General features: G+C 44.3%; 25 protein-coding genes and 1 pseudogene. 13 read left to right on the forward strand and 13 right to left on the reverse strand.

The window, feature by feature from the left end:
• The first annotated feature begins 8 nt into the window (after positions 1-8).
• The 3 genes from OEV42_12385 to OEV42_12395 all read left to right on the forward strand — a co-directional run bounded on the left by OEV42_12385 (position 9) and on the right by OEV42_12395 (position 4,684).
• A complete protein-coding gene (locus OEV42_12385) occupies positions 9-3,287 on the forward strand; it encodes an efflux RND transporter permease subunit (GenBank protein MDH3975070.1) in 3,279 nt (1,092 codons plus the stop codon).
• A 135-nt stretch (positions 3,288-3,422) separates the two neighbouring features.
• Complete coding sequence (locus tag OEV42_12390; GenBank protein ID MDH3975071.1) at positions 3,423-4,037, forward strand: DUF2231 domain-containing protein; 615 nt, start codon at positions 3,423-3,425, stop codon at positions 4,035-4,037.
• A gap of 140 nt (positions 4,038-4,177) precedes the next feature.
• A complete protein-coding gene (locus OEV42_12395; GenBank protein ID MDH3975072.1) occupies positions 4,178-4,684 on the forward strand; it encodes a hypothetical protein in 507 nt (168 codons plus the stop codon).
• 192 nt (positions 4,685-4,876) lie between these two features.
• Here OEV42_12395 and putP read toward each other — a convergent pair whose 3' ends face one another.
• From putP to OEV42_12445, 10 genes and pseudogenes are all read right to left on the reverse strand, one after another.
• Positions 4,877-6,322, reverse strand: a complete 1,446-nt coding sequence (putP, locus tag OEV42_12400; protein MDH3975073.1) for a sodium/proline symporter PutP — start codon at positions 6,320-6,322, stop codon at positions 4,877-4,879.
• Between the two features lie 25 nt (positions 6,323-6,347).
• Positions 6,348-7,049: a hypothetical protein gene (locus OEV42_12405; protein MDH3975074.1), complete on the reverse strand. Its 702-nt coding sequence runs from the start codon at positions 7,047-7,049 to the stop codon at positions 6,348-6,350.
• A complete protein-coding gene (locus OEV42_12410) occupies positions 7,046-7,573 on the reverse strand; it encodes a hypothetical protein (GenBank protein ID MDH3975075.1) in 528 nt (175 codons plus the stop codon). Before OEV42_12410 ends, OEV42_12405 begins: the two co-directional genes overlap by 4 nt.
• A gap of 261 nt (positions 7,574-7,834) precedes the next feature.
• Positions 7,835-9,390 (reverse strand): annotated as a pseudogene (locus tag OEV42_12415) (IS3 family transposase).
• Positions 9,391-9,633: 243 nt separating this feature from the next.
• On the reverse strand, positions 9,634-10,512 hold the full coding sequence (locus tag OEV42_12420; protein MDH3975076.1) for a reverse transcriptase family protein: 879 nt from the start codon (positions 10,510-10,512) through the stop codon (positions 9,634-9,636).
• A gap of 55 nt (positions 10,513-10,567) precedes the next feature.
• Positions 10,568-10,819: a hypothetical protein gene (locus tag OEV42_12425; GenBank protein ID MDH3975077.1), complete on the reverse strand. Its 252-nt coding sequence runs from the start codon at positions 10,817-10,819 to the stop codon at positions 10,568-10,570.
• Positions 10,820-11,504: 685 nt separating this feature from the next.
• Complete coding sequence (locus OEV42_12430) at positions 11,505-12,356, reverse strand: hypothetical protein (GenBank protein MDH3975078.1); 852 nt, start codon at positions 12,354-12,356, stop codon at positions 11,505-11,507.
• Positions 12,349-13,020 carry a hypothetical protein gene (locus OEV42_12435; GenBank protein MDH3975079.1) on the reverse strand — a complete coding sequence of 224 codons (672 nt, stop codon included), beginning with the start codon at positions 13,018-13,020 and terminating at the stop codon, positions 12,349-12,351. The genes OEV42_12430 and OEV42_12435 overlap by 8 nt, the downstream gene beginning before the upstream one ends.
• Entirely contained in the window at positions 12,993-13,814 is an 822-nt protein-coding gene (locus OEV42_12440; protein MDH3975080.1) for an alpha/beta hydrolase, read from the reverse strand. The genes OEV42_12435 and OEV42_12440 overlap by 28 nt, the downstream gene beginning before the upstream one ends.
• 19 nt (positions 13,815-13,833) lie before the next feature.
• Complete coding sequence (locus OEV42_12445) at positions 13,834-14,799, reverse strand: hypothetical protein (protein ID MDH3975081.1); 966 nt, start codon at positions 14,797-14,799, stop codon at positions 13,834-13,836.
• 695 nt (positions 14,800-15,494) lie between these two features.
• Here OEV42_12445 and OEV42_12450 point away from each other — a divergent pair.
• Both OEV42_12450 and OEV42_12455 read left to right on the forward strand, forming a co-directional pair.
• The gene (locus tag OEV42_12450) at positions 15,495-15,689 is read left to right on the forward strand and encodes a hypothetical protein (GenBank protein MDH3975082.1); all 195 of its coding nucleotides are present in this window, start codon (positions 15,495-15,497) and stop codon (positions 15,687-15,689) included.
• A 9-nt stretch (positions 15,690-15,698) separates the two neighbouring features.
• Positions 15,699-15,977, forward strand: coding sequence for a redoxin domain-containing protein (locus OEV42_12455; GenBank protein MDH3975083.1), 279 nt, complete (start codon positions 15,699-15,701; stop codon positions 15,975-15,977).
• A 342-nt stretch (positions 15,978-16,319) separates the two neighbouring features.
• Here OEV42_12455 and OEV42_12460 read toward each other — a convergent pair whose 3' ends face one another.
• Complete coding sequence (locus OEV42_12460; protein ID MDH3975084.1) at positions 16,320-16,589, reverse strand: Txe/YoeB family addiction module toxin; 270 nt, start codon at positions 16,587-16,589, stop codon at positions 16,320-16,322.
• Complete coding sequence (locus tag OEV42_12465) at positions 16,570-16,842, reverse strand: type II toxin-antitoxin system Phd/YefM family antitoxin (GenBank protein MDH3975085.1); 273 nt, start codon at positions 16,840-16,842, stop codon at positions 16,570-16,572. The genes OEV42_12460 and OEV42_12465 overlap by 20 nt, the downstream gene beginning before the upstream one ends.
• Positions 16,843-17,152: 310 nt before the next feature.
• Here OEV42_12465 and OEV42_12470 point away from each other — a divergent pair, with 310 nt between their 5' ends.
• From OEV42_12470 to OEV42_12495, 6 genes are all read left to right on the forward strand, one after another.
• The gene (locus OEV42_12470; GenBank protein ID MDH3975086.1) at positions 17,153-17,422 is read left to right on the forward strand and encodes a metal-sensitive transcriptional regulator; all 270 of its coding nucleotides are present in this window, start codon (positions 17,153-17,155) and stop codon (positions 17,420-17,422) included.
• 115 nt (positions 17,423-17,537) lie between these two features.
• Positions 17,538-18,608, forward strand: coding sequence for an HD-GYP domain-containing protein (locus OEV42_12475; protein ID MDH3975087.1), 1,071 nt, complete (start codon positions 17,538-17,540; stop codon positions 18,606-18,608).
• Between the two features lie 34 nt (positions 18,609-18,642).
• Complete coding sequence (gene lgt / locus OEV42_12480) at positions 18,643-19,446, forward strand: prolipoprotein diacylglyceryl transferase (GenBank protein MDH3975088.1); 804 nt, start codon at positions 18,643-18,645, stop codon at positions 19,444-19,446.
• Positions 19,447-19,488: 42 nt separating this feature from the next.
• Positions 19,489-19,710: a YHS domain-containing protein gene (locus OEV42_12485; protein ID MDH3975089.1), complete on the forward strand. Its 222-nt coding sequence runs from the start codon at positions 19,489-19,491 to the stop codon at positions 19,708-19,710.
• Between the two features lie 16 nt (positions 19,711-19,726).
• A complete protein-coding gene (locus OEV42_12490; GenBank protein MDH3975090.1) occupies positions 19,727-22,456 on the forward strand; it encodes a heavy metal translocating P-type ATPase in 2,730 nt (909 codons plus the stop codon).
• A 254-nt stretch (positions 22,457-22,710) separates the two neighbouring features.
• Positions 22,711-23,205, forward strand: coding sequence for a hypothetical protein (locus OEV42_12495; protein ID MDH3975091.1), 495 nt, complete (start codon positions 22,711-22,713; stop codon positions 23,203-23,205).
• 143 nt (positions 23,206-23,348) lie between these two features.
• On the opposite strand, the gene OEV42_12500 is transcribed toward OEV42_12495, so the two are convergent.
• Positions 23,349-23,492: a hypothetical protein gene (locus OEV42_12500; GenBank protein MDH3975092.1), complete on the reverse strand. Its 144-nt coding sequence runs from the start codon at positions 23,490-23,492 to the stop codon at positions 23,349-23,351.
• 447 nt (positions 23,493-23,939) lie between these two features.
• Here OEV42_12500 and OEV42_12505 point away from each other — a divergent pair, with 447 nt between their 5' ends.
• Together OEV42_12505 and OEV42_12510 are read left to right on the forward strand one after the other, a co-directional pair.
• Positions 23,940-25,361, forward strand: a complete 1,422-nt coding sequence (locus OEV42_12505; protein ID MDH3975093.1) for a radical SAM protein — start codon at positions 23,940-23,942, stop codon at positions 25,359-25,361.
• 67 nt (positions 25,362-25,428) lie between these two features.
• Positions 25,429-25,915: hypothetical protein (locus OEV42_12510; protein ID MDH3975094.1), on the forward strand; the 487-nt coding region annotated here is incomplete at its 3' end.

A 25,915-nucleotide genomic window follows, 5' to 3' on the forward strand; every position in this document is an offset into this window, starting at 1 on the left:
AATATATAATGATTGAAAAAATAATCGAAACATCCATAAAAAATCGTTTCCTCATTATCCTCCTGACCTTACTGGCCGCCGGCTGGGGTATTTATTCCATGAAAAACATGCCCCTCGATGCCATACCGGACTTGTCCGATGTACAGGTCATTGTCTACACCGAATATCCCGGGCAGGCACCGCAGGTGGTGGAAGACCAGGTCACCTATCCACTGACAACGGCCATGCTTTCCGTCCCTTTTGCCAAAGTGGTGAGGGGCTATTCCTTCTTCGGCTACTCTTTTGTCTACATCATTTTTGAAGACGGGACGGACATGTACTGGGCACGCAGCCGGGTACTTGAATATCTCAACTTCGTTTCCAAACGTCTGCCACAGGGAGTCACACCCAGTCTCGGTCCTGATGCCACAGGCGTAGGCTGGATCTATGAATATGCCTTAATAGATAAGACCGGCAGGCATGACCTTTCCCAGCTTCGCTCCATACAGGACTGGTACCTACGTTACGAACTACAGACCGTCCCCGGTGTTTCCGAAGTAGCAGGCATCGGTGGCTATGTGAAGCAGTACCAGGTGGAAGTAGACCCCAACAAGCTCGTTGCCTACAACATTCCCCTGTCGAAAGTAAAAAATGCCATTGCACGGAGCAACCGTGACGTGGGAGGAAAGCTCCTCGAAATTGCCGAAGCAGAATTCATGATCAGAGGACGAGGTTATATTCAATCCATTGATGATGTAAAAACCATCCCTGTCCATGTCGATGGAAAAGGGACACCCATTCTCGTTAAAGACGTGGCTCACGTTCATTTGGGACCGGAACTGAGACGCGGGATTGCCGAACTAAATGGTGAAGGTGAGGTGGCCGGGGGGATTGTCGTTATGCGGTCGGGAGAAAACACCCTTCAGGTGATTGAAGCGGTTAAGGAAAAACTGGAGAAGCTCAAAAAAGGTCTCCCTCAAGGTGTGGAGATTATTACCACCTATGACCGCTCGGGCCTTATCCACCGGGCCATTGATTTTCTCAAGGAAAAGCTCATCGAGGAAAGTCTCATTGTGGCCCTCGTTTGCGTTCTCTTCCTTCTCCATGTGAGAAGTGCTCTCGTTGCCATTATCACCATCCCCCTGGGCATTCTCATTGCCTTTATTATTATGCACTGGCAGGGAATCAACTCAAATATCATGTCTCTCGGCGGTATTGCCATTGCTATCGGGGCCATGGTGGATGCGTCCATTGTTATGATCGAAAATGCCCATAAGCATTATGAAAAGATAGTACGCAAAAAAGCGATTGATCTAATGGGGGGAAATCCCCCTCAATCCCCCTTTGCCAAAGGGGGAAGCCAATCAACCCCCACTGTAACAAGAGGGGGCAAAGATGGGCTTTTAGATGAGAAAGCATTTGAAACCGAGCTTCATAAAATATATAAAAAGGTAAACCTCACTAGCGAAGAGAGATGGAACCTCGCCCTCACTGCTTCCAAAGAAGTCGGCCCGGCCCTCTTCTATTCACTGCTTATTATTACTCTCTCTTTCATCCCCGTCTTTACCCTTGAAGCGCAGGAAGGCAGACTCTTTTCTCCTTTGGCTTTTACCAAAACCTATGCCATGGGTGCTTCAGCATTCCTGGCAATTACCCTTGTCCCTGTTCTCATGGGATACTTTATCCGTGGGCATATCCTGCCTGAAAAGAAAAACCCACTTAATCGCCTGCTCATTGCAGCTTACCGGCCCCTTATCAGGATCGTGCTCCGTTTCAGAAAATCAGTCATTGTTGCAGCGCTTACTATTCTCGCTATTACAGCTTATCCGCTAACAGAAATAGGGTCTGAATTTATGCCCCCCCTGAATGAAGGGGACCTTCTTTACATGCCTGTAACAGACCCCGGCATCTCCATAAGAAAGGCGAAAGAGTTGCTGCAGCAGACTGATAAAATCATAAAATCTTTCCCTGAAGTAGAGCAGGTCTTTGGTAAAATCGGCCGGGCCGATACAGCTACCGATCCGGCACCTCTTTCCATGATTGAAACAACGATTACCCTTAAACCTAAAAGCGAGTGGCGGGAAGGAATAACTGTCGACAAGTTAAAAAACGAGATTAATCAAGCCATCAATTTTCCCGGCCTGTCGCAGGCATGCTGCACCATGCCCATTAAAACAAGGATAGATATGTTATCGACGGGAATAAACGCTCCCATCGGTATCAAGATCGCAGGCGATAATCTTTTCAAACTGGAAAGGATAGGGAAGGAAATAGAAACGCTTTTAAAAGACCTGCCGGGAACACTCAGTGTTAAGTCCGACCGTTCCCTTGGCGGTAATTATATCGATTACGATATCAATCGTGCGGCAGCGGCCAGGTATGGTCTTACCGTCGGTGACATTCAGGACGTGATTATAACGGCCATCGGTGGAATGAATGTAACGGAAACGGTGGAAGGCCTGGAGCGTTATCCCGTAAATCTCAGATACCAGCGGGAATTAAGAGATGACATGGAATCCTTAAGGAGAATACTGGTCCCTACAGCAAGGGGGGAACATATTCCTATCGGGCAGGTTGCAGACATAAGGATCAGAAAAGGCCCACCGGGAATAAAAAGTGAAAATGCACGGTTAAATGCCTGGGTCAGTGTGCATATCCAGGACACGGATGTAGGAACTTACGTGAAAGAGGCCATGGCTATCGTCAATGAAAAGATCGAACTGCCTCCCGGCTACACCATCACCTGGAGTGGACAATATGAATATATGGAAAGGGCAATCAAAAAATTGCAGCTCGTCGTTCCCGTAACAGTTGTCATCATTTTTCTACTCCTCTACCTCAATTTCAGAAATTTTTCAGAAAGTATGATTATCATGCTCTCCATCCCCTTTGCCCTTGTGGGAAGCATTTGGTTTATTTATCTCCTCGGTTATAATCTGAGTGTAGCCGTGGGCGTCGGTTTTATCGCCCTGGCAGGGGTGGCTGCTGAAACGGGCGTCATTATGCTCATCTACCTCGACCAAGCTTATAAAGAAGCCATTGAAAAAGGAAGGATGAATGATTTCTCCCAACTTACGGAAGCCGTTACCAAAGGCGCCGTCGATAGAGTAAGGCCAAAACTGATGACGGTCATCTCTACCATGGCAGGCCTCATCCCCATTCTCTGGGGAACAGGAACAGGCTCGGAAGTAATGAAACGAATTGCCGCACCCATGGTAGGAGGCATGGTGTCATCGACGATTTTGACGCTGCTGGTAATACCGGCTATTTATATTATCTGGAAGGGCTGGGAGATGAAGAAGCAATAGAACGTGGATTTGGCGGATTTACATAGATTAACGATTTAAGAGTTTTTAAATTCAGAAACAAAGAAAAAAATCAGCGGAAATCCGCTCAATCCGCGTCATCCGCGTTCCATAAAATAAATTTAAGGAGAGAACATAATGTGGGATTTAATAGGAAAGGTTTTACCGGGTATCTCGGAAATGATGAACATTCATCCCATGCTGGTTCATTTTCCCATCGCCCTGCTTAACGCCTTTGTTTTGATGGAACTGCTTGCCTACCTTCTCAAAAAAGAAGAGATGAAAAATGCCGCTACATGGATGCTCTACCTCGGAACGATGGGAGCCGCTGCAACGGTGGTGGCAGGTTTTTCCGCCGCTTCTTCCGTACCGCACAATGAAGAGGTTCACGCCATCATGACCCGGCACATGTACTTCGGGCTCACTGTGTTTCTGCTTAGTCTTTCCCTCACTACCTGGAGGCTGACAGGGTTTAAGAAAGGCTCTCCGGTACATCTTGTCATTGGATTTATTATGGTGACAATCATGGCCTTCGGCGCAGATCTGGGGGGACTTATGGTTTACAAATACGGCGTTGCAGTAAAGGCTGTTCCCCAGGCTGAATCCCATGATCACAGCATGGGTGGACATGATCACAGCACGGGAGAAAATAAAGAGGATGATATGGATATGGGAGGGATGACCCTTGAAAGTTTGGAAAAAGATAGAAAGCAGAGCCCTGACAATCATGATCATGGAGCACATGATCATTAAAATGGGGAAAAAACAATAGAACACAGATAACACAGATTGTACGGATTAACACAGGTTAAAGTATTAAGGTTTTAAAAATCCGTGTTCATCCGTTAAATCCGCGTCATCCGCGTTCCATAAAAAAAATTAAGGAGAAAAAAATGAAAAAGAAAATTGCAGCAATCATTGGAGGAGTAATTATAACAATGGGAGGTTCAACCTATGCCGCCATGGAACATGATCATTCCGCCCATGACCATGGTTCACAGTCAATGGAGCATCAGTCGGAAATGAAGATGCCTGACGGAATGGAGATGCATACCATGGAGATCGACGGGCACAAGATCAACTTCCACATTATGAACCGGAAGGCCTTCAGAAAATATATGGACAATATGGGCCATAAAACTCACAAGATGAAGGAAGGCATGACCCATTATGTCATGATGGATATCACCGATAAAGAAGGAAAGAAGATCAAGAGAGCAAAGGTAAAGCTCAAGGTCATCGGCCCTGACAAAAAATCAGAAGAAAAGGCTGCCTTCCCCATGATGGGGAATTTCGGTGCCGAGTTCCATATGATGGACAAAGGCAAGTACCAGGTTATGACCCTTTTCAAGATAAAGAAAGCAAAGCATTACGGTGGATTCTGGCATGAGATGAAGTAAAATTATAGAACGCGGATGACATAAAGCTTCACTTTCCGCATTCATGAGGATTAGTGAAACTTATACTCGTAGGGTGCTGGTTTGGCGGATATACACGGATTGGAGCATTAAGGATTATAAATGAAAATCTGCGGAAATCCTATAAATCCGCGTCATCCGCGTTCTATAGCACAAGTGCAGGACAGGTAAAAACTACCTTTGCGATTCATCAAACTTCTGGAGTGTTTCTTCAGAGGGTTTGGCTGTAAGCAAACTGACAAGGATAATTGCAATGAAGGCTAAAATGAAGCCCGGCAGCAGTTCGTAAAAATACTCACCCTTAATTTTAACGTAGTTTTTCACAACAAAAATTGTGACGGCCCCCACAATCATTCCGGCCAGTGCACCCTGTTTGGTAGTGCCTCTCCATGTTAAGGAGAGAATTATCAAGGGTCCAAAAGCGGCCCCAAACCCTCCCCATGCGTAGCCCACCATTGCCAGGATGGTTCCACCGGTGGCGGAAGTAATAAAATAAGCAATCAATGCAAAGCCAACAACAGCAAACCTGCTTATCCAGGCCTTTTGTTTGTCATCGAAACGACTGAATAAAGGGAGATCTTCTGTAATTGCCGACGATAAAACCAAAAGCTGTGAATCTGCCGTTGACATAACAGCTGCTAATACGGCTGCCAGAATAAAACCCGAGAAAAGAGGATGAAATAAAGCGCTTACAAGGGCCAGGAAAATTCTCTCCTTATTACCATCGGGGCCTGCAACTCCTTCCAGTGGTGTAACATCATGGTAAGCAATGCCCAAAATACCGATTGAAACAGCCAAAAGAAGACATAAAATCATCCAGGTCATGGCGATTCGTCTTGCACCGGGCACGTCTTCAACGGTTCTGATACCAATAAACCGGGCCAGGATGTGAGGCTGCCCGAAATAACCAAAGCCCCAGGCCATAAGTGATGCGCCTGTAAGCCATGTTGTCGTAAAATTAAAAGCCTTCGGCTTTGCTGCTGCAATGTCGGCACCTGATCCGGCAATTGCGAAAAAAGCCAGAAGTGAACAGAAGATTAAAGCGCCCAGCATGAGAAGCCCCTGAATGAGGTCTGTCCAGCAAACAGCCATATACCCACCGAGAAAAGTATAAGAGACGACCACTAATGTCGTGATTATGAGGGCTGTTTGTTCAGTGGCACCAAAGCTGTGCGCAAAAAGCAAGGTTCCGCCTTTGAGGCCCGAAGCAACATAGAGTGTAAAAAAGAGAAGAATTACCACCGCTGATACCGTTTTAAGCACGCCTGTAGTATCATCAAAACGGCGAGACAAATAAGTGGGCAAGGTAACGGCATCCAACTTTTTGCTATAGGCTCTTAGCCTTGGGGCGACGATATACCAATTACCATAGGCACCCAGAATCAATCCGAGAGAAATCCAGACACCATCAACCAGTCCGGCAGCAAAGACAGCGCCGGGTAAACCCAGGAGCAACCAACTGCTCATATCCGACGCTCCGGCACTGATGGCCGTTGTCACCGGACCCAGTGTACGACCGCCAATAATAAAGTCCTCATTATTTTTGGTCCTCCTCATGGAGTAGTAACCAATGCCCAACATGAGCAACAAATAAAGACCAAATTGTATTGAAATTCCCATTATGGGTCCTCCTGAAAGTTTTGCTCTACCCTTTAGCGATACTTCTGATTCGCTCAATTAACAGGGCAAGCCTTGCCTGGCTTGCCTCATCGGGAGGCAGGTGCCCGGGAAGACTGTGCATAAAATCCGATTCTTTAAGCAGCGAAAAAAATTTCTCCATCAGGTATTTCTTTAACGCTTCATCACCGTTTACAACTTCAGCGACAAGCTCTTTCCGTCCATCGATAAGTGCAATAATGTCCTCCATATCGTGGCTGCTCATGTAATCACTGTCTCCCCTTCCGATGAAAGCCTCAATTTTTGTGGCGATAAAGTATGGCGCCGTAACCAGTCTTATAACATGACCCGAGGGAAGAGTAACTTTTTCTGCGGTTTCCATAGCAGTATCGTACCACCGGTTGCTGAATCCGAGAATGTCCGGCTCCGTGGGCATAACGTCAAGCAAGATCTCCCCCGAAATCCACCTGCAAAGAGGTGCGCCTTCTGATTGGTCCTCCTCAAAGCCCCTTTCACGCAATCTTTCCGATAAGCGGTAATAATCACTCCTGGAGGCAACCTCCGTAATAACATCCACGTCCATGGTAACTCTCGCCTCAGGAGCCGCCGGGTCTGTCATAAGCAAAGGGGTTGCACAGCCGCCCAGGAACACCATCTCATCAGCCAGCGAACCGAGTTGTCTGACGGCTGCCGACAGGATTTCCATGTTTGGATTTCGCCCTTTAATCATCTGTCGGCCAGCCGCTTTTCAAGTTCTTTCACAGCGACCTCTCTCTCCCTGGCCCTGCCGCCTCTTATGGCATCGACAAGGACGAGAAGCTCGTAGAGGGCCATATCCTTCCTCGCGGCTACGGGTACGCATTTATAAAGGGGTGAAAAGGACACGCCCCTCACCTCGCCTTCGGGATCGGGCCATACATAAGGGAGTTCATCCCCCTGCGATATAATAGAGGAAAGGGGCGGAGCGGAAAAGCCTGTCACCATTCCCCTGGTCACCTCGCCCAGGTCGGGAACAAAAACATAGCGGATACCGTGAAGAAGGAACTCCTTCAGCGCCTGCACGGAAGGTGAGAACCTGTCATTGATCCGTCCCCCCAGTCTTGCCGCCACAAGTCTTTTTATCCCGGCATGGACCTCGGCGGGGCTCATCCCTATCTCTATGGCAAGGGAGGCATAGGACCACGAATCCCTCTTATCCTCGGGCATGGCGACGATCTTGAGCGCTACGACAATGTCCTGCGGCTTTAATACCATGGAAAACCTTTCTTGTTTACTATTTGCGATTCGCGAATAGCATACAATGGGTTTTGGTAGAGTGTCAAGTTTTTTGTACTTCTATATGTGCTTGGATTGCTTTAAGAGGGAAGGGAGAGAATGAAGGCGGGTGTTAAGCCTTGCGTCCCTGGAATTCATAGATGATATAATGCTTCACTTTCCGAATTTATGAGGATTAGTGAAACTTATACTCGCAGGGTGTCGGTAGGTGTCAACATACCTTTCGCCTGACCTCACCATTTAAGCCGCTTTTTTCATATCAAAATGCAGCGGTTGTTCATTAACAGGATTGAGCATCACCACTGGTTCATGATCCCAGTTTCTGGTTTTGCCTGCCCAACGCTCTGGGTACTGCATTTTTGCCTTCTCATAAACCTCTTTTCGTCGTTTCAGGATAATCACATCGTCGCCATTATGACGTTGCACCGGGGTTACAAATTTCAATCCACTATGGTGATGACAATGGTTATACCACTTTGTGAAAATGGCCACCCACTTGCGAGCTTCATCAATACTTTCAAAAGGCTTTGATGGATAAGAGGGTGTATATTTCAGTGTTTTAAATAATGATTCTGAAAAAGGATTATCATTACTCACCGATGGTCGGCTAAATGATGGCATAATCCCAAGCTTTTGCATCGTTGCCAGCATGCTTGCTCCTTTCATTGGACTACCATTATCCGAGTGTAAAACCAGTTTATGATTGATTGGCAAGCCTTCAGAAAGCCGTGTCTTTCTCAGAATATCTGCAGCCTGTTCTGATGATTCATTCTCATAAACTTCCCAGCCCACAATTTTCCGGCTATAAATATCCATAAAAAGGTACAGGTAAAAAAATGTGCCTTTAATATTCCTTGCCAGGTACGTTATATCCCAAGACCACACCTGATTAGGGCTATCTGCTGTATAAGTCCGGGGCTTATTTGTTGTGGCCGGACTTTTTGCTCGTCCACGGTGCTTCAGTTGATTGGCACCACGCAGAATACGATAAAAACTACTCTCTGAAGCCATAAACACACCTCTATCAGCTAATACAGGTACAATCTGTTTCGGTGCATGGTTCTTAAATTCGCGGCTATTACAAATATCAAGAATCGCATCTCGTTCCTGTTGGCTAAGTTTATTGGCAGGTACTTTCTTTACTTGTTGACGACCATCATTGTATCCAGCTATACGCCAGTTTTGTAAGGTACGGGCACTTATGCCAATAACCTCACAGGCCTGTTTCTGACGAGATCCTTTATTCATTGCTTCTCTTATTGATCCTATAGCCATCTGACGATTCTCGGAAGAAATTAATCTTCCTCCTTTACCCCCCAGATGGCTTCGCACTTTTTTGATAGAACCAACAGTGCAGCTGTCTCAGCCAATGCCTTTTCCTTGCGTTTTAATTCTGATTCCAGACGCTTGATTTTCTTCTTATCTTCCTGACGACTGCGAAGCTTCTCTTTCTTGTCTTTTTCTCTCTTTTGATAACCTGATAAGGCCGATAGTTTCCATTCTTCTATTTGTTCTGAATACAATCCTTTGTTACGACAATACTCACTCAACTGCATTTCATTAAATGAAGCAGTTTCAATGACTGCAGCGAGTTTGTCTTCTGCTGTCCAGTTATTCGGTTTACTTTTATCTGATGGCACGGCTATCCCTCTATTTTTATAATTGTTTCTCCATTTATAGAGGGTAACATCTGAAACACCTGTTTCTTTACATAATTTGGATACTGATACCGCATTGGGTGGCAGCATCTTTTTGATTACCGATTCCTTAAATTCTTCTGAATACCTTTTTTGCATTATTTACTCTCCATTCGCCCCTCATATCTTTACTTTAAATGAGGCGAAAGGTATTCTGACACATAGGGGTGTGGATATGGGAGGGATGACCCTTGATGAGAGTGGGAGCACCTCAGGTTCTCACAACCATGAGGGACATGATCATTCGCATTAAGAATTTATTTATAAGGACTTTTATCTGGTAGTTTTTTTGAGGGGGATAGGTATTATGTCCCCGGAACACCCCTGGTGTATTTCGTGAATTTACCTTGACGCTGCTATTTTTCTTACTGATTTCGCGTAAATTAGGCGGCTATTATATTTTTGTAATGAAGCGATATATTCATCGTTTGAAATCTCACCATTTCTGAAACAAACCGCATTGTTATGAAGTTCAGCTCTCCAATTTTTCTTCTTATTGCCAACTGTTACACCATGCGCCACATTCAACCCTGTTATAATCTGGCTTTTAGATTTGTCAGCCTTTTGGCTCTTATCCGGATGAATTGTAAAGCCTTCCTCTTTTATTATCCTGTATACCATTTCCTCAAAGCCGTCGGATATTCTATCCCCGGAAAAGGTTATATCATCTGCTAGAATCGAAAAGTCTTTCAATCCCCAGCTTTTTGTCAAACCATATAAACGTCGCTGCAAACGAAGCGTCACCAGATTTGCAATATCAGTACTGGTCGGCGCCCCTTGCGGCAATTGATAATCATGAGTAACAAGTCTCGTTAGAAGTTTTGCTACTTCACTTGGAATTTTTATTTCTTCGATGAAGGCATTCATAACCCGCTTTGGGCTTACTGAAGGGAAAAAAGATTTCAAATCGCATGAGAATGTCACTCTGTTATCTCGATGAACCAAGGCATTTGTAATATTGGATTTGCCTTTAAGACCATAATGCGAGTGCATGCTGTGAATTAGCTTTGAAAATAATTTCTTGTGAAGAGTTTTTTGTAGCTTTTTTAGAGGTTTGTTTGGTGATGAAATTTTTCTGGTGCCACCGGACGGTTTTGGTTCTTGACGGCACTTGTACGATTTACAAGCTATGTTGGCCATGTGTCTTAAGTACGCTTCTGGCACCTCCAAGGTATTGGCCAAGTCTAAAATGTTATTGAACGCAGAATCTGTTTGTTTCAAATTAACGCCTTTTCAAAATATGAATGCAATATCCATAGAATAATCAAAAAAAAGATTAACTAGATTGTTTGAAGATATAGTCTAGTACCCTAGCTGCTTTAGCCAAAAGCGAATTCAGGAGCCTTGCAAATGGCATAAGCAATGCTACAAGAGCAAAAAGGTGAACATATTTACTCTGGTGCAGTCTTTCAGGTTGTCTAAGAACAATTTCCTTCTTACAATCGGGCCTCACTGAATTACTTATATCAGACAGGTCCCTTTGTACTAATGAAACAGCAATAAGAATTTTAAGCTCCCATGTTTTCATGACCTCACCTCCTTTCGTTGTAAATTATCAGTTAACGAAAAGGGTAACATAAAATACTGATGTTAATATCACCCAAGCCCATACTTCATTGTGTCGTTCTCCCGGCCTTGTCGTTAATCTGATTTTCTGGCAATAAACATTCTTATTGCCATTACTGTTTAAAAATAACGATAAACAGTTAAACTATGGCCATTAAATTGCCACAGTAATCTTCATCATCATGACGAAGGCAGGCTAAACCAGATAAGCCATTGCAGACCTATGATCTTCGGTCTGGGTTTAAATGGTAAATCCTGGGAAGCTTGAGCGATTTAGCATCGAAAGGAGCTAAAAAACCGCCTGTCCTAATATGTAATTCAGTTTTAAAAGAACAACTCCGCGAATCACGGAGGACACAATCATATATCAAACATCTTTTGTCTGGCTTTATGAGTTACTTGCAACTCACAGGCCCGCAGCTACAAAATATCACAAGATGTAGTAGACACACTACAATATAAGCACTATCTATTGTAGTGTCAAGAGGTGCAATAATAAATTTGGAAAATTGGATGCCTAATATTGAACCGACCCAACCCCTTTTAGAAACTGTGGAACTTTCAATTTCCAGTTAAATACTGCTGGAGTCTTTTCTTGAGGGCTTAAGGAAGAGATGAAGTATAAAAAAATAGGCCCTGACCTATTTTTATACTTCCTGATTTCTAATCAAAACATTTTCGATACTTACTATGGGAACGCTAATTGTCTGTCCTGTTCGTTCAACGTTAACAAGAACCGAAAATTGTTGTTTATTAGATATTTTCTTTGCCACCTTCTTTGCATTTTCGAGAACAACGCTAGAGATTTTTTCCTGTTCGTAACCAGCTATTGAAAAAGCTTTTGCTGCACCTGTAACACCAATCGTGTGGCAACCACCGACAAGTATAATGTGCTTCTTTGGATTGTCGGGATTCTCAATTCTTTCCAAATAGCCATAATCTCTTTGGTCTGTGTCTTCATAATAATTCTTTTTGTTTTGCTTATTGTATAAAGCGGTTTCTTTGCCTAAACTGCTATAGTTATATTGTGCAATTTGTTTTTCTAATATTTTTGCCGTTAAAAAATTATAATCCGGGCCACCTATTAAAATTAAATGCTGGGACATATCAATACGGGTGCTTTCAGCCTCACCCGCCGAAAGCATTCGTAGTTTTATATTAGGATAAAGGTAGAAAAGGGTTACTATAACTTCAAAATAAGCATCTATATCGCCGTATTTCAACGTATATATAAATTCACGTGGCTCTTCAGTTTGTCTTTCTTCTGGATTATCTAGTTCAGAGCAAACAATATTAACGTAATCACCATCTTTTATTCCCCATACTTTTCGGAGATTCCGGGTTTCAAATAATTTAATATATGCCTTACGATTATGTATGAGATGCATGAAACCATATACTACTGCGACTAACACCAATACTAAATGGAGATAATCAAACCCGTGTGTAAAGCTCTCAATAGAATAAGGACTGCTATGCGTGGAGGTAGCGTTACTCATCACGGTCTGTGAAAAAATCTGAAGCACCTAGCTTTCCCCTCCATTCTTTATGATGAATCATTACATTATTACCTACTACAATATATGATGATGGAACGTCTTTAGTTAAGATTGCTCCTGCAGTTATATATGCTTTTGTTCCAATCTTCACTCCGCCGACAACCTTTGCACCAAATCCGATAAAAACATTGTCATCTATCTTTGGAGATGGTTCTATTACATCGTCCCATCCTAAATGGGGTTCTCTCTGGGAATGTATTAATTCTCCAAATATCCTTGCATTATTTCCAACTACGGCTCTTTCGCAGCAAAATCCAGTTATTATAGAATTATTTCCAACTACAGTTTCGTCACTTATATTTGCCCCATACAGTATTTTACAATTATTCCCAATTTTTACAGCTGACCCAATTCGACAATAATCATCAACCATTGTTCCATCGCCTATTGCCGTTTCCTCATGAATAATTACATGCGAACCAATGATGCACTTATTTCCTATTATTGTTTTCTCTGTTTTTTTAAAAGACTCCTCAGATTCGACATACGGATAACCTATAATAGAATATTCACCAATTATGCACTCACTACCAAAACAAACATTTCCATATTGCTTTACACTATCAGGTATCCTGATCACGACTTGCACCATTTCTCTATCCATGTAACGACGGCTTCTATTACCACTTTTTTATTTTGGATAGTTCTGTTTGAATTACCAACTTCATCATCAATATCAATAAAGCCATGGTCTGAGTTTTGTATTGTCATAAATTCAGATTTTTTATTTGGTTCACTGTATGTCCTTGAGACTTTAAAGGGAACCATTGAGTCATTGTCCCCATGTATTGTCAATACAGGCAACTTGGTCTCTTTTAGAATTTCATATGGCTTAATTACCTTAAATTCTTCGATTAAATTTGCACCGAGCTCGAACTCACCATCTAGCATTAAAAAACCTTCTTTCTTTAAATGCTCAAAACCCTTCTTGTTAAAACTATCCTTTGCCCAAGGAACGATTGGTTTTAAGAAAGTAGAGACATAATCCAAAACCGGACAGAGCAATACAAGACAGTTGATATTACTCATATTTTGTGCCGAATACATTAATGTTGGTCCAGCACCGAAGCTCATACCAATGATTGAAATATCGCCAGCCCATCGGTTAGATATCTGTTCCACACTTGAGGCTACATCAATATTTTCTCCTATGATTGTCATATCTCTTTGAGTTCCTCCACTTTCACCGTGACCCCTAAAATCAAATCTCAAGGAGGCAAATCCTTTTTTGTATAATTCCATTGCAATATTCGTAAAGAAATTATCATATTCATTCTTGTTAACATTAATGCCATGTGCTAAAAGGACAAAGCCCTTTATATGTTCAGGAATTAAAAAAATACCACATAATTTTGTGCCATCTTTGCTATTGTAAAATAACTTCTCTTCCTTATACATACTGCCTCCAATTACAACTCTAAATTAAGTCAAATACAGTGCGCCATTGGGTTCTACTTTCAAAATACCTCTGAAAAACATTAACAAATAATACGTGAGAAGTTTTTGAGTGATAATCTCTTAAGTTTTTATATATATTTAAGCCAACATGCTCAAGATTTGTTCTATTTGTTAATTTAGGCAATTGATTTAAAAAATTTACACGCGCGTCACAAATTTCTTTCCAGAAATTTTCCTTTAGCAATAGACTATGGCTTTTTTGTCTGAAAGCTTCTTCTGAACCCTCTTGTAGAATTTCCCCAAATTCTTGACTATAAGCCTTGGTTATTGCATTTTCAAAAGTACTATATTCCTGTTGTTCAACTGAATGAAAACTCTTAAATCTTGTCTCCGGTGAATGAAGAAAAAGCCATATTTGATCTTCATTGTAATGATTAAGAAAGTACTCGGTAACAGTGTTAATATCAAACGCCAAAAAACCACCAGCTAGGAACTCATAACATTCACCACCACAGGCTCTATTTAAATGACCAACAACTGAATCATCAATCATCCCCGTAATTTTCGCACCTACAAAGTCAAATTTACCTATTTGGTTGAAAACTTGATAGACTTGGTCTGGTTCACCGATAATTATATCATCATCCATAAATAGTATTTTTGAGCCACCATGAATGATTGATTTTGCCACAATTAGTGCATAATTTCTAACAAATCCAAGGTTCCAACCTTTTGTCCCTAAAGGCTTTATAAATTTTTTAAACTCTAGATCCTTAAAGCTCTTCAATAATGCATCTTGTTCATTTTTACCATGATATACAATGTTTGAACCTTTGTACTTATCTCTAATAAAGTTATACGTTTCAGGTAAGGTAGAGTCATCAACAATAACCGTATTGATGTCTGTCTTTTCTAACTTCACGAGAGATTTAGCTAGCGTGTCTGGTCTATCTTTTGTAATGAGAACAATACATCCGTTTGCCATATAATTCTATCTCTACCGTTTATCTTCTTCCCTGCTTAAATTCAACCCGTTAGAGATAGAAAACGTTTCCCTCACAAAGTTAATCAAATTTAATCCCCTGTATTAATTAGAGATAGAGTAAAATCTCAATCCTATTAATTCCTTAGTTAACAGGCTCCAAATCCCGTTAATAATTTCCCAAACAAAAAAGCCCGTCACCGTTTTGCCGATGCGGGCTTTTGAAATATCATCGCTGTTGTTGATTCCCCGTTTGAACTGCCCCACCGCCAGGGGACGGTCCTTACCCCCTCATTTTGTTGACTATTCTATAATCATGAATTCCTTTTTGCAAAGAATAAATGACAGGTTTGTCAACTATAGATATATAGAACGCGGATGACACGGATTTGGCGGATAAGAGCGGATTAAAGGCAAAATCTTTTATCTCGCGCAAAATAGTTTATGCCCTGTGGGTACAGGGAGCGCAAAGAAAAGATTGAATCCTGTAGATCATGCCTGCCCCGTGAGAGATTCAACGGGATTAATCCTGTCAAAGAAAAAGAAATCTTTAGACGGGATTTACGGGATAAGGGCGGATTAAGAAAAAAGAGCTTTATATCTGCTTCGCAGGAAAGCCACAGCCCATCCTGCCTGGCTTGCAAAGCTGAATCATGGGGTTATACTTTAATAAAAAAGGGATAAGGAGGTGGTGCAATATGCGAAGACTGATAATGTATGTAATGGCTCTATGCTTTTTCTTCAGCTCCACTGCAGCCATGGCCGCTGATGTGGGAGAAAGAGCCGTCGATTTTTCCGGGGCCTCCACTGCGGGGGAAATAAAACTTTCCCACTACCTGGGAAAGAAGAACGTGGTGCTGGCCCTCTTCTTCAGGGCCTTTACACCTGTCTGACAAGAGGAGTTGAAAGCTTTTCAAAAGGACCTTGAAAAATTTGAAAAGCTGAACGCCCAGGTCCTGGGCGTAAGCGACGACGATCTTGAGACGCTGGAAAAGTTCAGGGATGAGCACGGGATTACCTTCCCCCTGATAGCCGATGACGCAAGAAAGGCGAGAAAGGCCTACGGTTGGGGGAGACAGACCTATCTCATCGACAAAAAGGGAATTGTCCGCTTCATGCAGAAAGGGGTGCCTGATAATGAGCTTTTTTTGAAAGAACTTGAAAAGCTGGATAAAGAGTGAATAAAGGGATATTAACAAAGCTTTTGTTGCTGCTGGTCTTGCTGCCCGGATGCACAGGAATACCGGAGGGCGTTGACGCAGTTGAAAAGATCAAGTCCTCTAGATCCTGTTAATCCTGTCAAAAAAAAGAAATATTTAGACGGGATTTACGGGATAAGGGCGGATTAAGAAAAAAAGCTTTCTATCTGCTTCGCAGGGAAGAGCAAAACCACTTGACCACGGAAAAAGACGGAAAGGGCCGGAAAAGGGGCAAAAGCAAAGTCTTTTGTCTCGCGCCAAATAGTTTATGCCCTGTGAGTACAGGGAACGCAAAGAAAAGAATTATTTAGAGGGGAGTTTAAATTACCTGTCGTCATAATGTCCACCAATGGCAAAGATATAGATATAGTGGTCATCAAACTTATATATTAAACGGTCTTTTTGAGAGATGCGGCGGGACCAGAGGCCCGAGAGATTATGTTTTAAGGGTTCCGGCTTTCCCGTACCTTTGGTTGGGTCCGAGCGCTGTAATTCCTGGATGAGTTTACAGAGGTTTTTATGTAATACCTTGTTTTCTTTTCGCAGTTCCTCATATTTGCCCCATGTTTTCCCCTCAAATACGATTGATCTCATCCAGTTCCTCTTGGGTCGGTTGATAGCCCTTTCCTTTGCTATGGGTCTTGAGAGATTCGCCTATCTGTTTCATTAAGGAATCATTTTGAAGCACTAAAAGCGTTTCCTGTTCCTGTTGGTAATCCTCAAGGCTTACAACCACAAAATCCTCACCGTTTCGACGTGTTACCCGCAGCGGTTCATGGTCTTTTATTACCTTTTCAACCTCTTCTTTTAAATGCGCCCTGAACTGATTAACAGTTGTTTCATACATGGTTTTTACCTCCCTGTTAAAGTTATTTAATTGTACTGTAGTTCAGTACACCTTGTCAATTATAGAGCTAAGTTGGACATCCTGATACCATACCGGGCAAAAACTGCACGGGAAAACCCTTTATCTCGCGCAAAATAGTTTATGCCCTGTGGGTACAGGGAACGCAAAGGAAAGATCAAATCCTGTAGATCCTGTTAATCCTGTCAAATCTATCTTCCTCCCTGCACCATGATCTCTCTTGTGCGCACTTGACAATTATACCATAGGGGGGTATGGTATAAACAGGACTAAGAAAAAGAGGAGACTTTTTATGCATCCAAACCATGGTAAGGAAATCGGCAGGCTCAATCGTATCGAAGGGCAGGTGAAGGGGATTAAGAAGATGATAGAGGAGGGGCGCTACTGCATCGACATACTCTCCCAGATCAAGGCGGCCCATTCTGCGCTCAGGCAGGTGGAACTCAATATCCTCGAAACCCATGTGGGGAGCTGCCTGAAGGAGGCCGCCCAATCGAATGACTCCCTTGAAATTAACAATAAAATCGGGGAGATAATGAAACTCCTCGGGAAAAAAGGATAAAAGGCCCGAGAATGTACAAGAGGCCCTATTACTTTAAGCATAAAGAAGGCATCTCATGAAAAAGCGGATCATCTAAATAGACAAGAGGTAATGACTATCCTGAAGGATAACTGATATGGATGAACCAAAGATCATAGATTCACTGAGAAGTCTGCACGATCTCTCCAAGGCGATTAACTCCACCCTCGATATCGGTGAGGTGGTGGATATGGTTCTGGAGAATACATCGCGGCTTATGAAGGCCGAGAAGGTCCTTATCCTTTGCCTTGAAAGGGATAAAAACATCCTCAATGTTCATGACGCCTACGGTTTTGCAAAAGGTGAGATGGAAATCGAACAATTTCAAAACATCGGTTCCTTCGATCACTGTCTTCTTCATAAGGGGAAGGTAATCAGGCTGGAAGAAATTCTTCCCCCTGGGGATTACAAGGAATACCTGAAGACAATGCCTTTCCTCGCCGAGATGGTTTTTGCCCCGATGGAGATCAAGGGGGAGGCCGTCGGCCTGCTCGGCGTATCTAACAAAAAGCATGAGTTCTCGCAAACAGAACTTGAGATTTTCTGCTCTCTCGCCAGCCAGGCGGCGGTAGCCATGGAGAATGCCAACCTGTACAGACGGTTGAAAGATACCTTTCTCCATACCGCAGAGGCACTTGCCGAAGCTGTCAACAGCCGGGACCCATATACAGGCGGCCATGTAAGGCGGGTTGTTAATTATTCCCTCAGCCTTGCCCATGCTCTGGGACTGCCGGCAGAGGAAAAAGCAAACCTTCAGCTTGCCGCTATTCTTCATGATATCGGGAAAATCGGCATCGATGACGCCATATTGAGAAAGAGTGGGGCTTTGTCAGATGAAGAAGAAAGCTTGATGAGGAAACATCCCGAGATAGGAGCAAGGATTTTGAGCTTTATCAAGGAGATGCAAGGTGTTATTCCAGGTGTTCGGCACCACCATGAAAAGTTTGATGGAGGTGGCTATCCGGAGGGGCTCAGGGGTGAAGATATCCCTCTTTATGCCAGGATAATAGCGATTGCCGACACCTTTGATGCTCTTACCACCGACAGGCCTTACAGAAAGGCCATAGACAAGAAAAACGCTTTGGAAAAGTTGTATAAGGATGAAGGTGCTCATTTTGATCCTTTTCTTTTGAAACTCTTCTCAAAGTGCATGAAGGTAAAACCATAGGCTCCTGATATGATCTGATATGAGGTGGAATTAAATGTATTGGAATGTCAATCCTGAAATATTAAGCCTTGGTCCTATAGCCATTCGTTGGTACGGGCTGTTCTTTGCTCTGGCATTTCTCTTAGGCTTTGGCATTGTACGCTGGATTTTCAGGTGTGAAAGCAAGGCGGAGAGAGACCTGGAGCCTCTCTTGTTTTATATGCTGTTCGGCACACTCATCGGTGCACGCCTGGGGCACTGTTTCTTTTATGATCCTTTATATTACCTCAGCAATCCGCTTGAGATCATCAAGGTCTGGAAAGGGGGACTTGCCAGCCATGGCGGAGCCATTGGCGTCTTCGTCGCTCTCTACCTGTACTCCAGAAACCGCCCTGACCAGCCTTACCTTTGGTTACTGGACAGGATGGTAATTCCGGCAGCACTGGGCGGGGCATTGATTCGCATAGGTAATTTTTTTAATTCCGAAATAATCGGGGTGCCTGCTGATGTGGCATGGGCGATTGTCTTTGCAAAAGTCGACTTGCTGCCAAGACATCCGGTGCAGCTCTATGAGGCGACTGCCTACGTCTTTGTATTCCTGCTGCTGATCCATATTTACCGTCATCAGGAATGTAAAGTTAAGCCCGGACTATTGCTGGGATTGTATCTGGTCACTATATTCACGGCACGTTTTTTTATCGAACTTTTAAAGATCCGGCAGGCAGCCTATGGAATCGAGTTGCCATTTAGTGTTGGTCAGTGGCTGAGCTTGCCTATGATTATTGCCGGTGTGATGCTGCTTTTTTTAAAACCCGAAAAAAGAAGGAATGTATGCGGGCATTGTGAACATGGGGTGTAATCATTTTTCCAGGTAAGCTAAAAAAGAAGAGGGGACATAGTCATGGCTAAAGATCCGCTATGCGGTATGGAAGTTAACGAGGAGGGGGCCAAATTTATGGTCCATTTTGGACATGAAACCTACTATTTCTGCTCGGAAAAATGCAAGGAGAGCTACGAACAGCAGATAGGCTTAAAAAAGCCGGTTTCAAAAAAAGGGTTTTTAGAAAAGCTTGCAGAAGGAACACAGAAAGCAACAGGCGGCAAGCCACCCAAGTGCCACTAAACAGGAGGTAATCAAAATGACTAAAGATCCCGTATGCGGCATGACTGTCGACCCGGAAAAAGCCGCCGGCAAATCGGAATATAAGGGCGAAACTTTTTATTTTTGTAATGTTAACTGCAAAAAGAAGTTTGATGAAGCGCCTGGAAATTATCTGGCACCCCAAAAGGGCGAAACAATTACGCTTCCCGTTGAAGGGATGCGCTGCGGAAACTGTTCCTCCAAAGTAACAAAGGCCCTTAGTGAAGCGGAAGGCGTCATAGAGGCCTGCGCCGATCATGAAAAGAAAAATGCCGTCATCAGTTTTTATCCTTATCGAACGAACAGGGGAAAGCTCGTTAAAATCATTGAAGGACTGGGGTATACTGTTCCGGGGGAAGAGGGAAAGCAGACTGAGGAGTCATTTATATCCCCCTCACCCCAACCCTCTCCCACCAGGGGAGAGGGAGAAGTTGTGGGGAAGAAGTCTTCCTCTAAAATTGAGACGGTCACCCTTCCCATTGGAGGGATGACCTGCGCCTCATGTGCCTCTACCATTGAAAAAGCCCTTTCCACACTCGACGGTGTTGCCAATGCAGCCGTTAACTTTGCCGCCGGAAAGGCCACTGTAAAATACGCACCTGAGCTGGCAAGACCGGAAGAGTTGGAAAAGGCCATCACCGATGCGGGCTACGAAGTACTCAAGTCCGATGAAGAAGGTACCGATAGGGAGAAGGAGGCAAGGGAAAAAGAGATCTCGTCGCTGAAAAAGAGATTTACCCTGGCGGCCCTTTTCACTGTGCCCATTTTCTACGTGGCCATGGTGGAGATGATAAGCGAAAGCCTCATACCGGGTTTCATATCCCCTTCACATTCCCCTGCAGGTTTTGCCCTTTTCCAGATCATCCTCTCCATACCGATCATTATTATAGGGTGGAATTTTTACAAAAAGGGCTTCCCCGCTCTTTTTCGTGGAACGCCTAATATGGACTCCCTCATCGCCATGGGAACATCAGCCGCCTATGGTTACAGCTTTTATGCCGCCTCCCAGGTGCTGCTGGGGCTGGACCCTTCGGGAAAGTATGTAAAAAGTCTCTATTTTGAGACGGCAGCCGTCATCATTACTCTTATCCTCTTCGGGAAATACCTGGAAACGGTGAGCAAGGGGAAGACCTCCGAGGCCATAAAGAAGCTCATGGGCCTTGCACCGAAGACGGCCATCATTGAAGTGGATGGAGTGGAAGAGGAGATCCCTGTCTCCCAAGTGCATGTCGGTCACGTGGTGATTGTAAAGCCGGGGGAAAAGATCCCTGTTGATGGTGAAGTTATCCATGGGAGAACGGCCATCGATGAATCGATGCTCACGGGAGAAAGCATGCCCGTTGAAAAAGTCGAGGGTTCAAAGGTAGCGGCAGCCACACTGAACAAGACGGGTTCTATAAAATTCCGGGCAGAGAAGGTGGGAAAGGATACGGCCCTTGCGCAGATCATTAAGCTTGTTGAAGATGCCCAGGGCTCAAAAGCGCCCATCGCCCGAATGGCCGATATTGTTGCAGGGTATTTTACCTGGGGAGTCATTGGGGCTGCTGCAATTGCAGGACTCCTATGGACTATTGCAGGGACGGTCTTCGGTGTTAGCCTTCCGGGCGGAACCTTCGTCTTTGCCCTGACAGTGATGATAGCGGTGCTCATTATCGCCTGCCCCTGCGCCCTGGGGCTTGCCACACCCACATCTATTATGGTCGGTACGGGCAAGGGCGCCGAACTGGGTGTACTGATTAAGGACGCCGCAGCCCTTGAACATTTCAGAAAGATCAACTTTATCGTCTTCGATAAAACAGGGACACTGACAGAAGGCAAGCCCCGCGTTACGGACATCCTTACCTATAATAACTACGATGAAGAGGAGATTTTAAAGATCACCGCCAGCGGTGAAAAGAAGTCGGAACATCCCCTTGCCGAGGCCATCGTCAATGAGGCTGCCCGCCGAAATCTGGAACTCTTCGACGTACATCACTTCAATGCCATCCCCGGTCAGGGCATTGAAATCCATGTTAATAACTCGACCCTCTTCCTTGGAAACAGGAAGCTCATGGATGATAAGAAGATTGAAATGGAGGCCGCAGATAACGATGCGAGCCGCCTTGCCGATGAAGGGAAAACGCCCATGTTTATCGCCAAAGAGGGCAAGCTGGCGGGAATCATTGCCGTTGCCGATGTGTTAAAAGAAAGCAGCGTGCAGGCCATAAAAGAGCTCCACAGGCTCGGGATCAAAGTGGCCATGCTCACCGGGGACAATCGCCAGACGGCAGAAGCCATTGCAAGGTTGGCCGGAATAGACCGCGTCCTGGCCGAAGTGCTCCCTGAAGACAAATCGAATGAAGTAAAAAAGCTCCAGGCCGAGGGCTACACCGTAGCCATGGTAGGCGACGGCATTAACGATGCACCGGCACTGACCCAGTCCGATGTAGGAGTAGCCATCGGGGCAGGCACCGACGTGGCCATGGAATCGGCCAAGATCGTCCTCATGAAAAGCGACCTGCTCGATGTGGTAAGGGCCTATAAACTAAGTGCCGCAACAGTTCGGAACATTAAGCAGAACCTCTTTTGGGCCTTCGGTTACAACACCATCGGTATCCCCATTGCGGCAGGAATACTCTATCCCTTTTCAGGTTTTCTACTAAGCCCCGCCATTGCCGCAGCGGCTATGGCCTTTTCTTCCATCTCTGTTGTAACCAATGCATTGAGATTAAGAAAAGTCAGGTTGTAGTTTTTATTTATTAGAAAGTGGAAAAAGAGACTTTTCCCAGACAATTACAGTTGCACATTTAGCCGCAGGCATTATAATGGTGATCTTTATGGTTAAGTGCAAAGGAGATCTTTTATTTCGATGAAATTGTAGAGACGACTCACCGAGTCGTCTCCCCTGAGACGTTCCACCGAAACGTCTCTACAAAATAAAAGCAGGATTATAAACCAGGCAGATTACATACTTTTTTTAGGGTAAACCAAAAGGAGAAGCAAATGAAAAACCTAACATCAATACTATTCTCAACTATTTTAATGATGGCAGCTTCTACCCATGCCGCCATGGAACACAATCACAACCACAGCGCACACCAGATGGAGCATAAATCCGAGATGAAAATGCCCGAAGGAATGCACATGCACAACATGGACATTGACGGCCACAAAGTGACTTTCCATATTATGGACCAAAAGGCCTTCCGTACCTATATGGATAACATGGGTCACAAAACCCACAAGATGAAAGCGGGAATGACACATTACATTATGATCGATATTGTCGACAAGAACGGAAAAAAAATTAAAAGGGCCAAGGTAAAAATAAAAACCATTGACCCTGCCGGAAAAGCCTCTGAAAAAATCGGTTTCCCCATGATGGGGAGTTTTGGAGCCGAGTTTGACATGACGGTCAAAGGAAAGTATCAGGTGATGACGCTCTTTAAGGTTAAAGACCATAAGCATCATGGTGGGTTCCGGCATGAGATGAAGTGAGTATTGTCAGATATTTATAAAAAAAGGGGCTGTTTTTTTCAGCCCCTTTCTTTTTCTAAAATGCCCGGACTTCCAGTCCCTGCCCCGAAGCACCGGTATAATACAAGCGCACCCTGAGATAATCAGGTCCGACCACGGAAAAGTCATGCCTTGATCTGCTCGTTAAAAACAATCCCTCTACCGTCGTCACCGTCAACGTATACAGGTTCACCATTAACACCGTCTACAAGAATCATCATCGTGTCGATGCGTCCGCCCCCCCTATCGCCACTTAATCCAAATTTCACATTTTTATTAATTATTTCTCAGCTTGTTTCACCATTGCGACCTCACAATATTACGGCCAAATATCCCTGTCTACAGGAAAAATATGTGCTTTGCAGGATTTATCTGTCATTATTTGTATTACGCTGTCTTTAGCTGCATATTAATGATATTTAACTGGATTTCTTATACAAGATGGGGCGGGAGATTACCATAACGATGGGGGGAGGATAATTAAGGGCAAAAGGGGAAAAAGATCCGCTTTTTATGCTCTTTTTCAAAAACCAATAAAAACCCTTGACATCGTATTTTTTTATGAGTAGATTTATGTAAATTTCCACTTTAATTATATTTGATCTTTTGATCGGAATAAAAATATCGGGGTAGAGCGAGGCTTCACCTGGATTTATCAACTGCCGTCAGGTTGGTCTGATAGAATGCTTGTGAACTGATCGCTCCAGGGGTGGGGCATGTCAAAATCTCTTAAAAAATCAAAACATATCCATATTATAAAGCGCTCGTGGGGAACCCACGTTGTGTATCACAGACTTTTTGGTAATCTTACTGTGCTCGATGACAAGGCCGCAATGCTACTGGACCTCTTTGATGATCCTGTGGGCGGGGACGACCTGGCGCTTCTCTTTCAACAATACGGAACATATCTTAATACATTTTACGATATGTATTATCTTGTTGAAGAAAGTAGCGATGAAAGAGAAGAACAAAATCTGGACCTTGAGGAGAGGGCCCGGTCACTTGTTGACGGAAACCTCATCGGCGGTTTGCAGCTCAATATTTCGGATGCCTGCAATTTTGCCTGTTCCTATTGCTTTTGTGATATTGTTGATGAGCGGGGACAAAGACGGACTGAGCTTGCCGATAGCAATGAGAAACTCATGCCTTTTGAAATTGCCGCCAAGGCTATAGACACACTCCTGGCAAAGGTGAAAAATACCGGAAAGCCGGGGCTGGTGATAAAATTCTACGGGCGGGAACCTCTGCTCAATTGGAAAGTTATAGAAAAAATCCTCAACCATTACAATCATGGAGAACATCACGGCGCTCGGATTGCATATGCTATTACAACCAATGCGTCTCAACTTACCCCTGAAATTGCGCAAACCCTTGCTCACTATAAGGTAGGTACAATAGTAAGTATTGACGGCCCGGCAGCATCTAACGACAGATTACGAAGAACGAAAAATACAGGATCAAATACCTTTGATGTTATCCAACAGGGTATTGACTGCCTTAAAAAGGCAGGAGCGCTTCAGGCATTATCAGCGGTAGTTACTGAGGAGAATTTTGATGAATTCGATAACCGTCTCGTCGATTTGGCTGAAAAGCATGGCGTAAAGGAGGTCCAGATACTCCCGGGAGTACAGGGAGATTTTCTTGGTCGTATGGGACCGGAAAAAGTAATCGAAAAACTTTATAATATTTTTGTTTACGGGCGCAGGAAAGGAATTGCCGTAAGTGGTTACTGGCTCAATCCGGTGATTAGTTCCCTTTCCACACATAGATTTCGTTCCACAGGAGAAGTGGTGCGCACGGCTCCAGACAGCTGTGCCGCTACAGGGTATCAAATTAGTGTAGAACCTTCAGGTGACATATTCCCATGCCGTTCCATGTCAATGCATCTGGGACACATCGATGATTTTAAAAAAATGCTTAAAACAGATGCATATAAACATGTGGCTATGCGAACCTACAACAATGTAAAGGCTTGTCATGGTTGTTCTATTGAGGGATTCTGCCAGGGGCCCTGTCCCGGCAACCTGGAGGAGAAATCCAACGACATATACCAATTGGATCCGTTTTTTTGTGATGTTTTTAAAGGAATTCATGAGAAGGTGCTATCTCATTTCGTTACCTTGCCTTCCTATCAATAAACTGAGTCTGTTAGCAGGGGAGAAATGCCGGGGGATGCCTTTTCAAATATAAAGGGAGGTGTGAAAAATGTATTATAATCCTTTTTATGGAGGGGCCTATTTTCCCTGGCCTCAAAGTGTGCCAGGTTGGGCAGGGCCGATTATCGGTTCACCGGTTCTATCCACTGCACCTATCGGCAACCAGGCAAGTGAAACACTCAGAGCGGCGGCCCGTGCAACGCCTGCATTTGATCCTTTTGGATTGGGAGCGGCGGCCCGCGCCACACCTGCATTTGATCCTTTTGGATTGGGAGCGGCGGCCCGCGCCACACCTGCATTTGATCCTTTCGGATTGGGAGCGGCGGCCCGCGCCACACCTGCATTTGATCCTTTCGGATTGGGAGCGGCGGCCCGCGCAACGCCTGCATTTGATCCTTTCGGATTGGGAGCGGCGGCCCGTGCAACGCCTGCATTTGATCCTTTCGGATTGGGAGCGGCGGCCCGCGCAACGCCTGCATTTGATCCTTTCGGATTGGGAGCGGCGGCCCGCGCAACGCCTGCATTTGATCCTTTCG

The sequence above is a fragment of the Deltaproteobacteria bacterium genome (assembly GCA_029860075.1).
GTDB lineage: Bacteria > Desulfobacterota > JADFVX01 > JADFVX01 > JADFVX01 > JAOUBX01.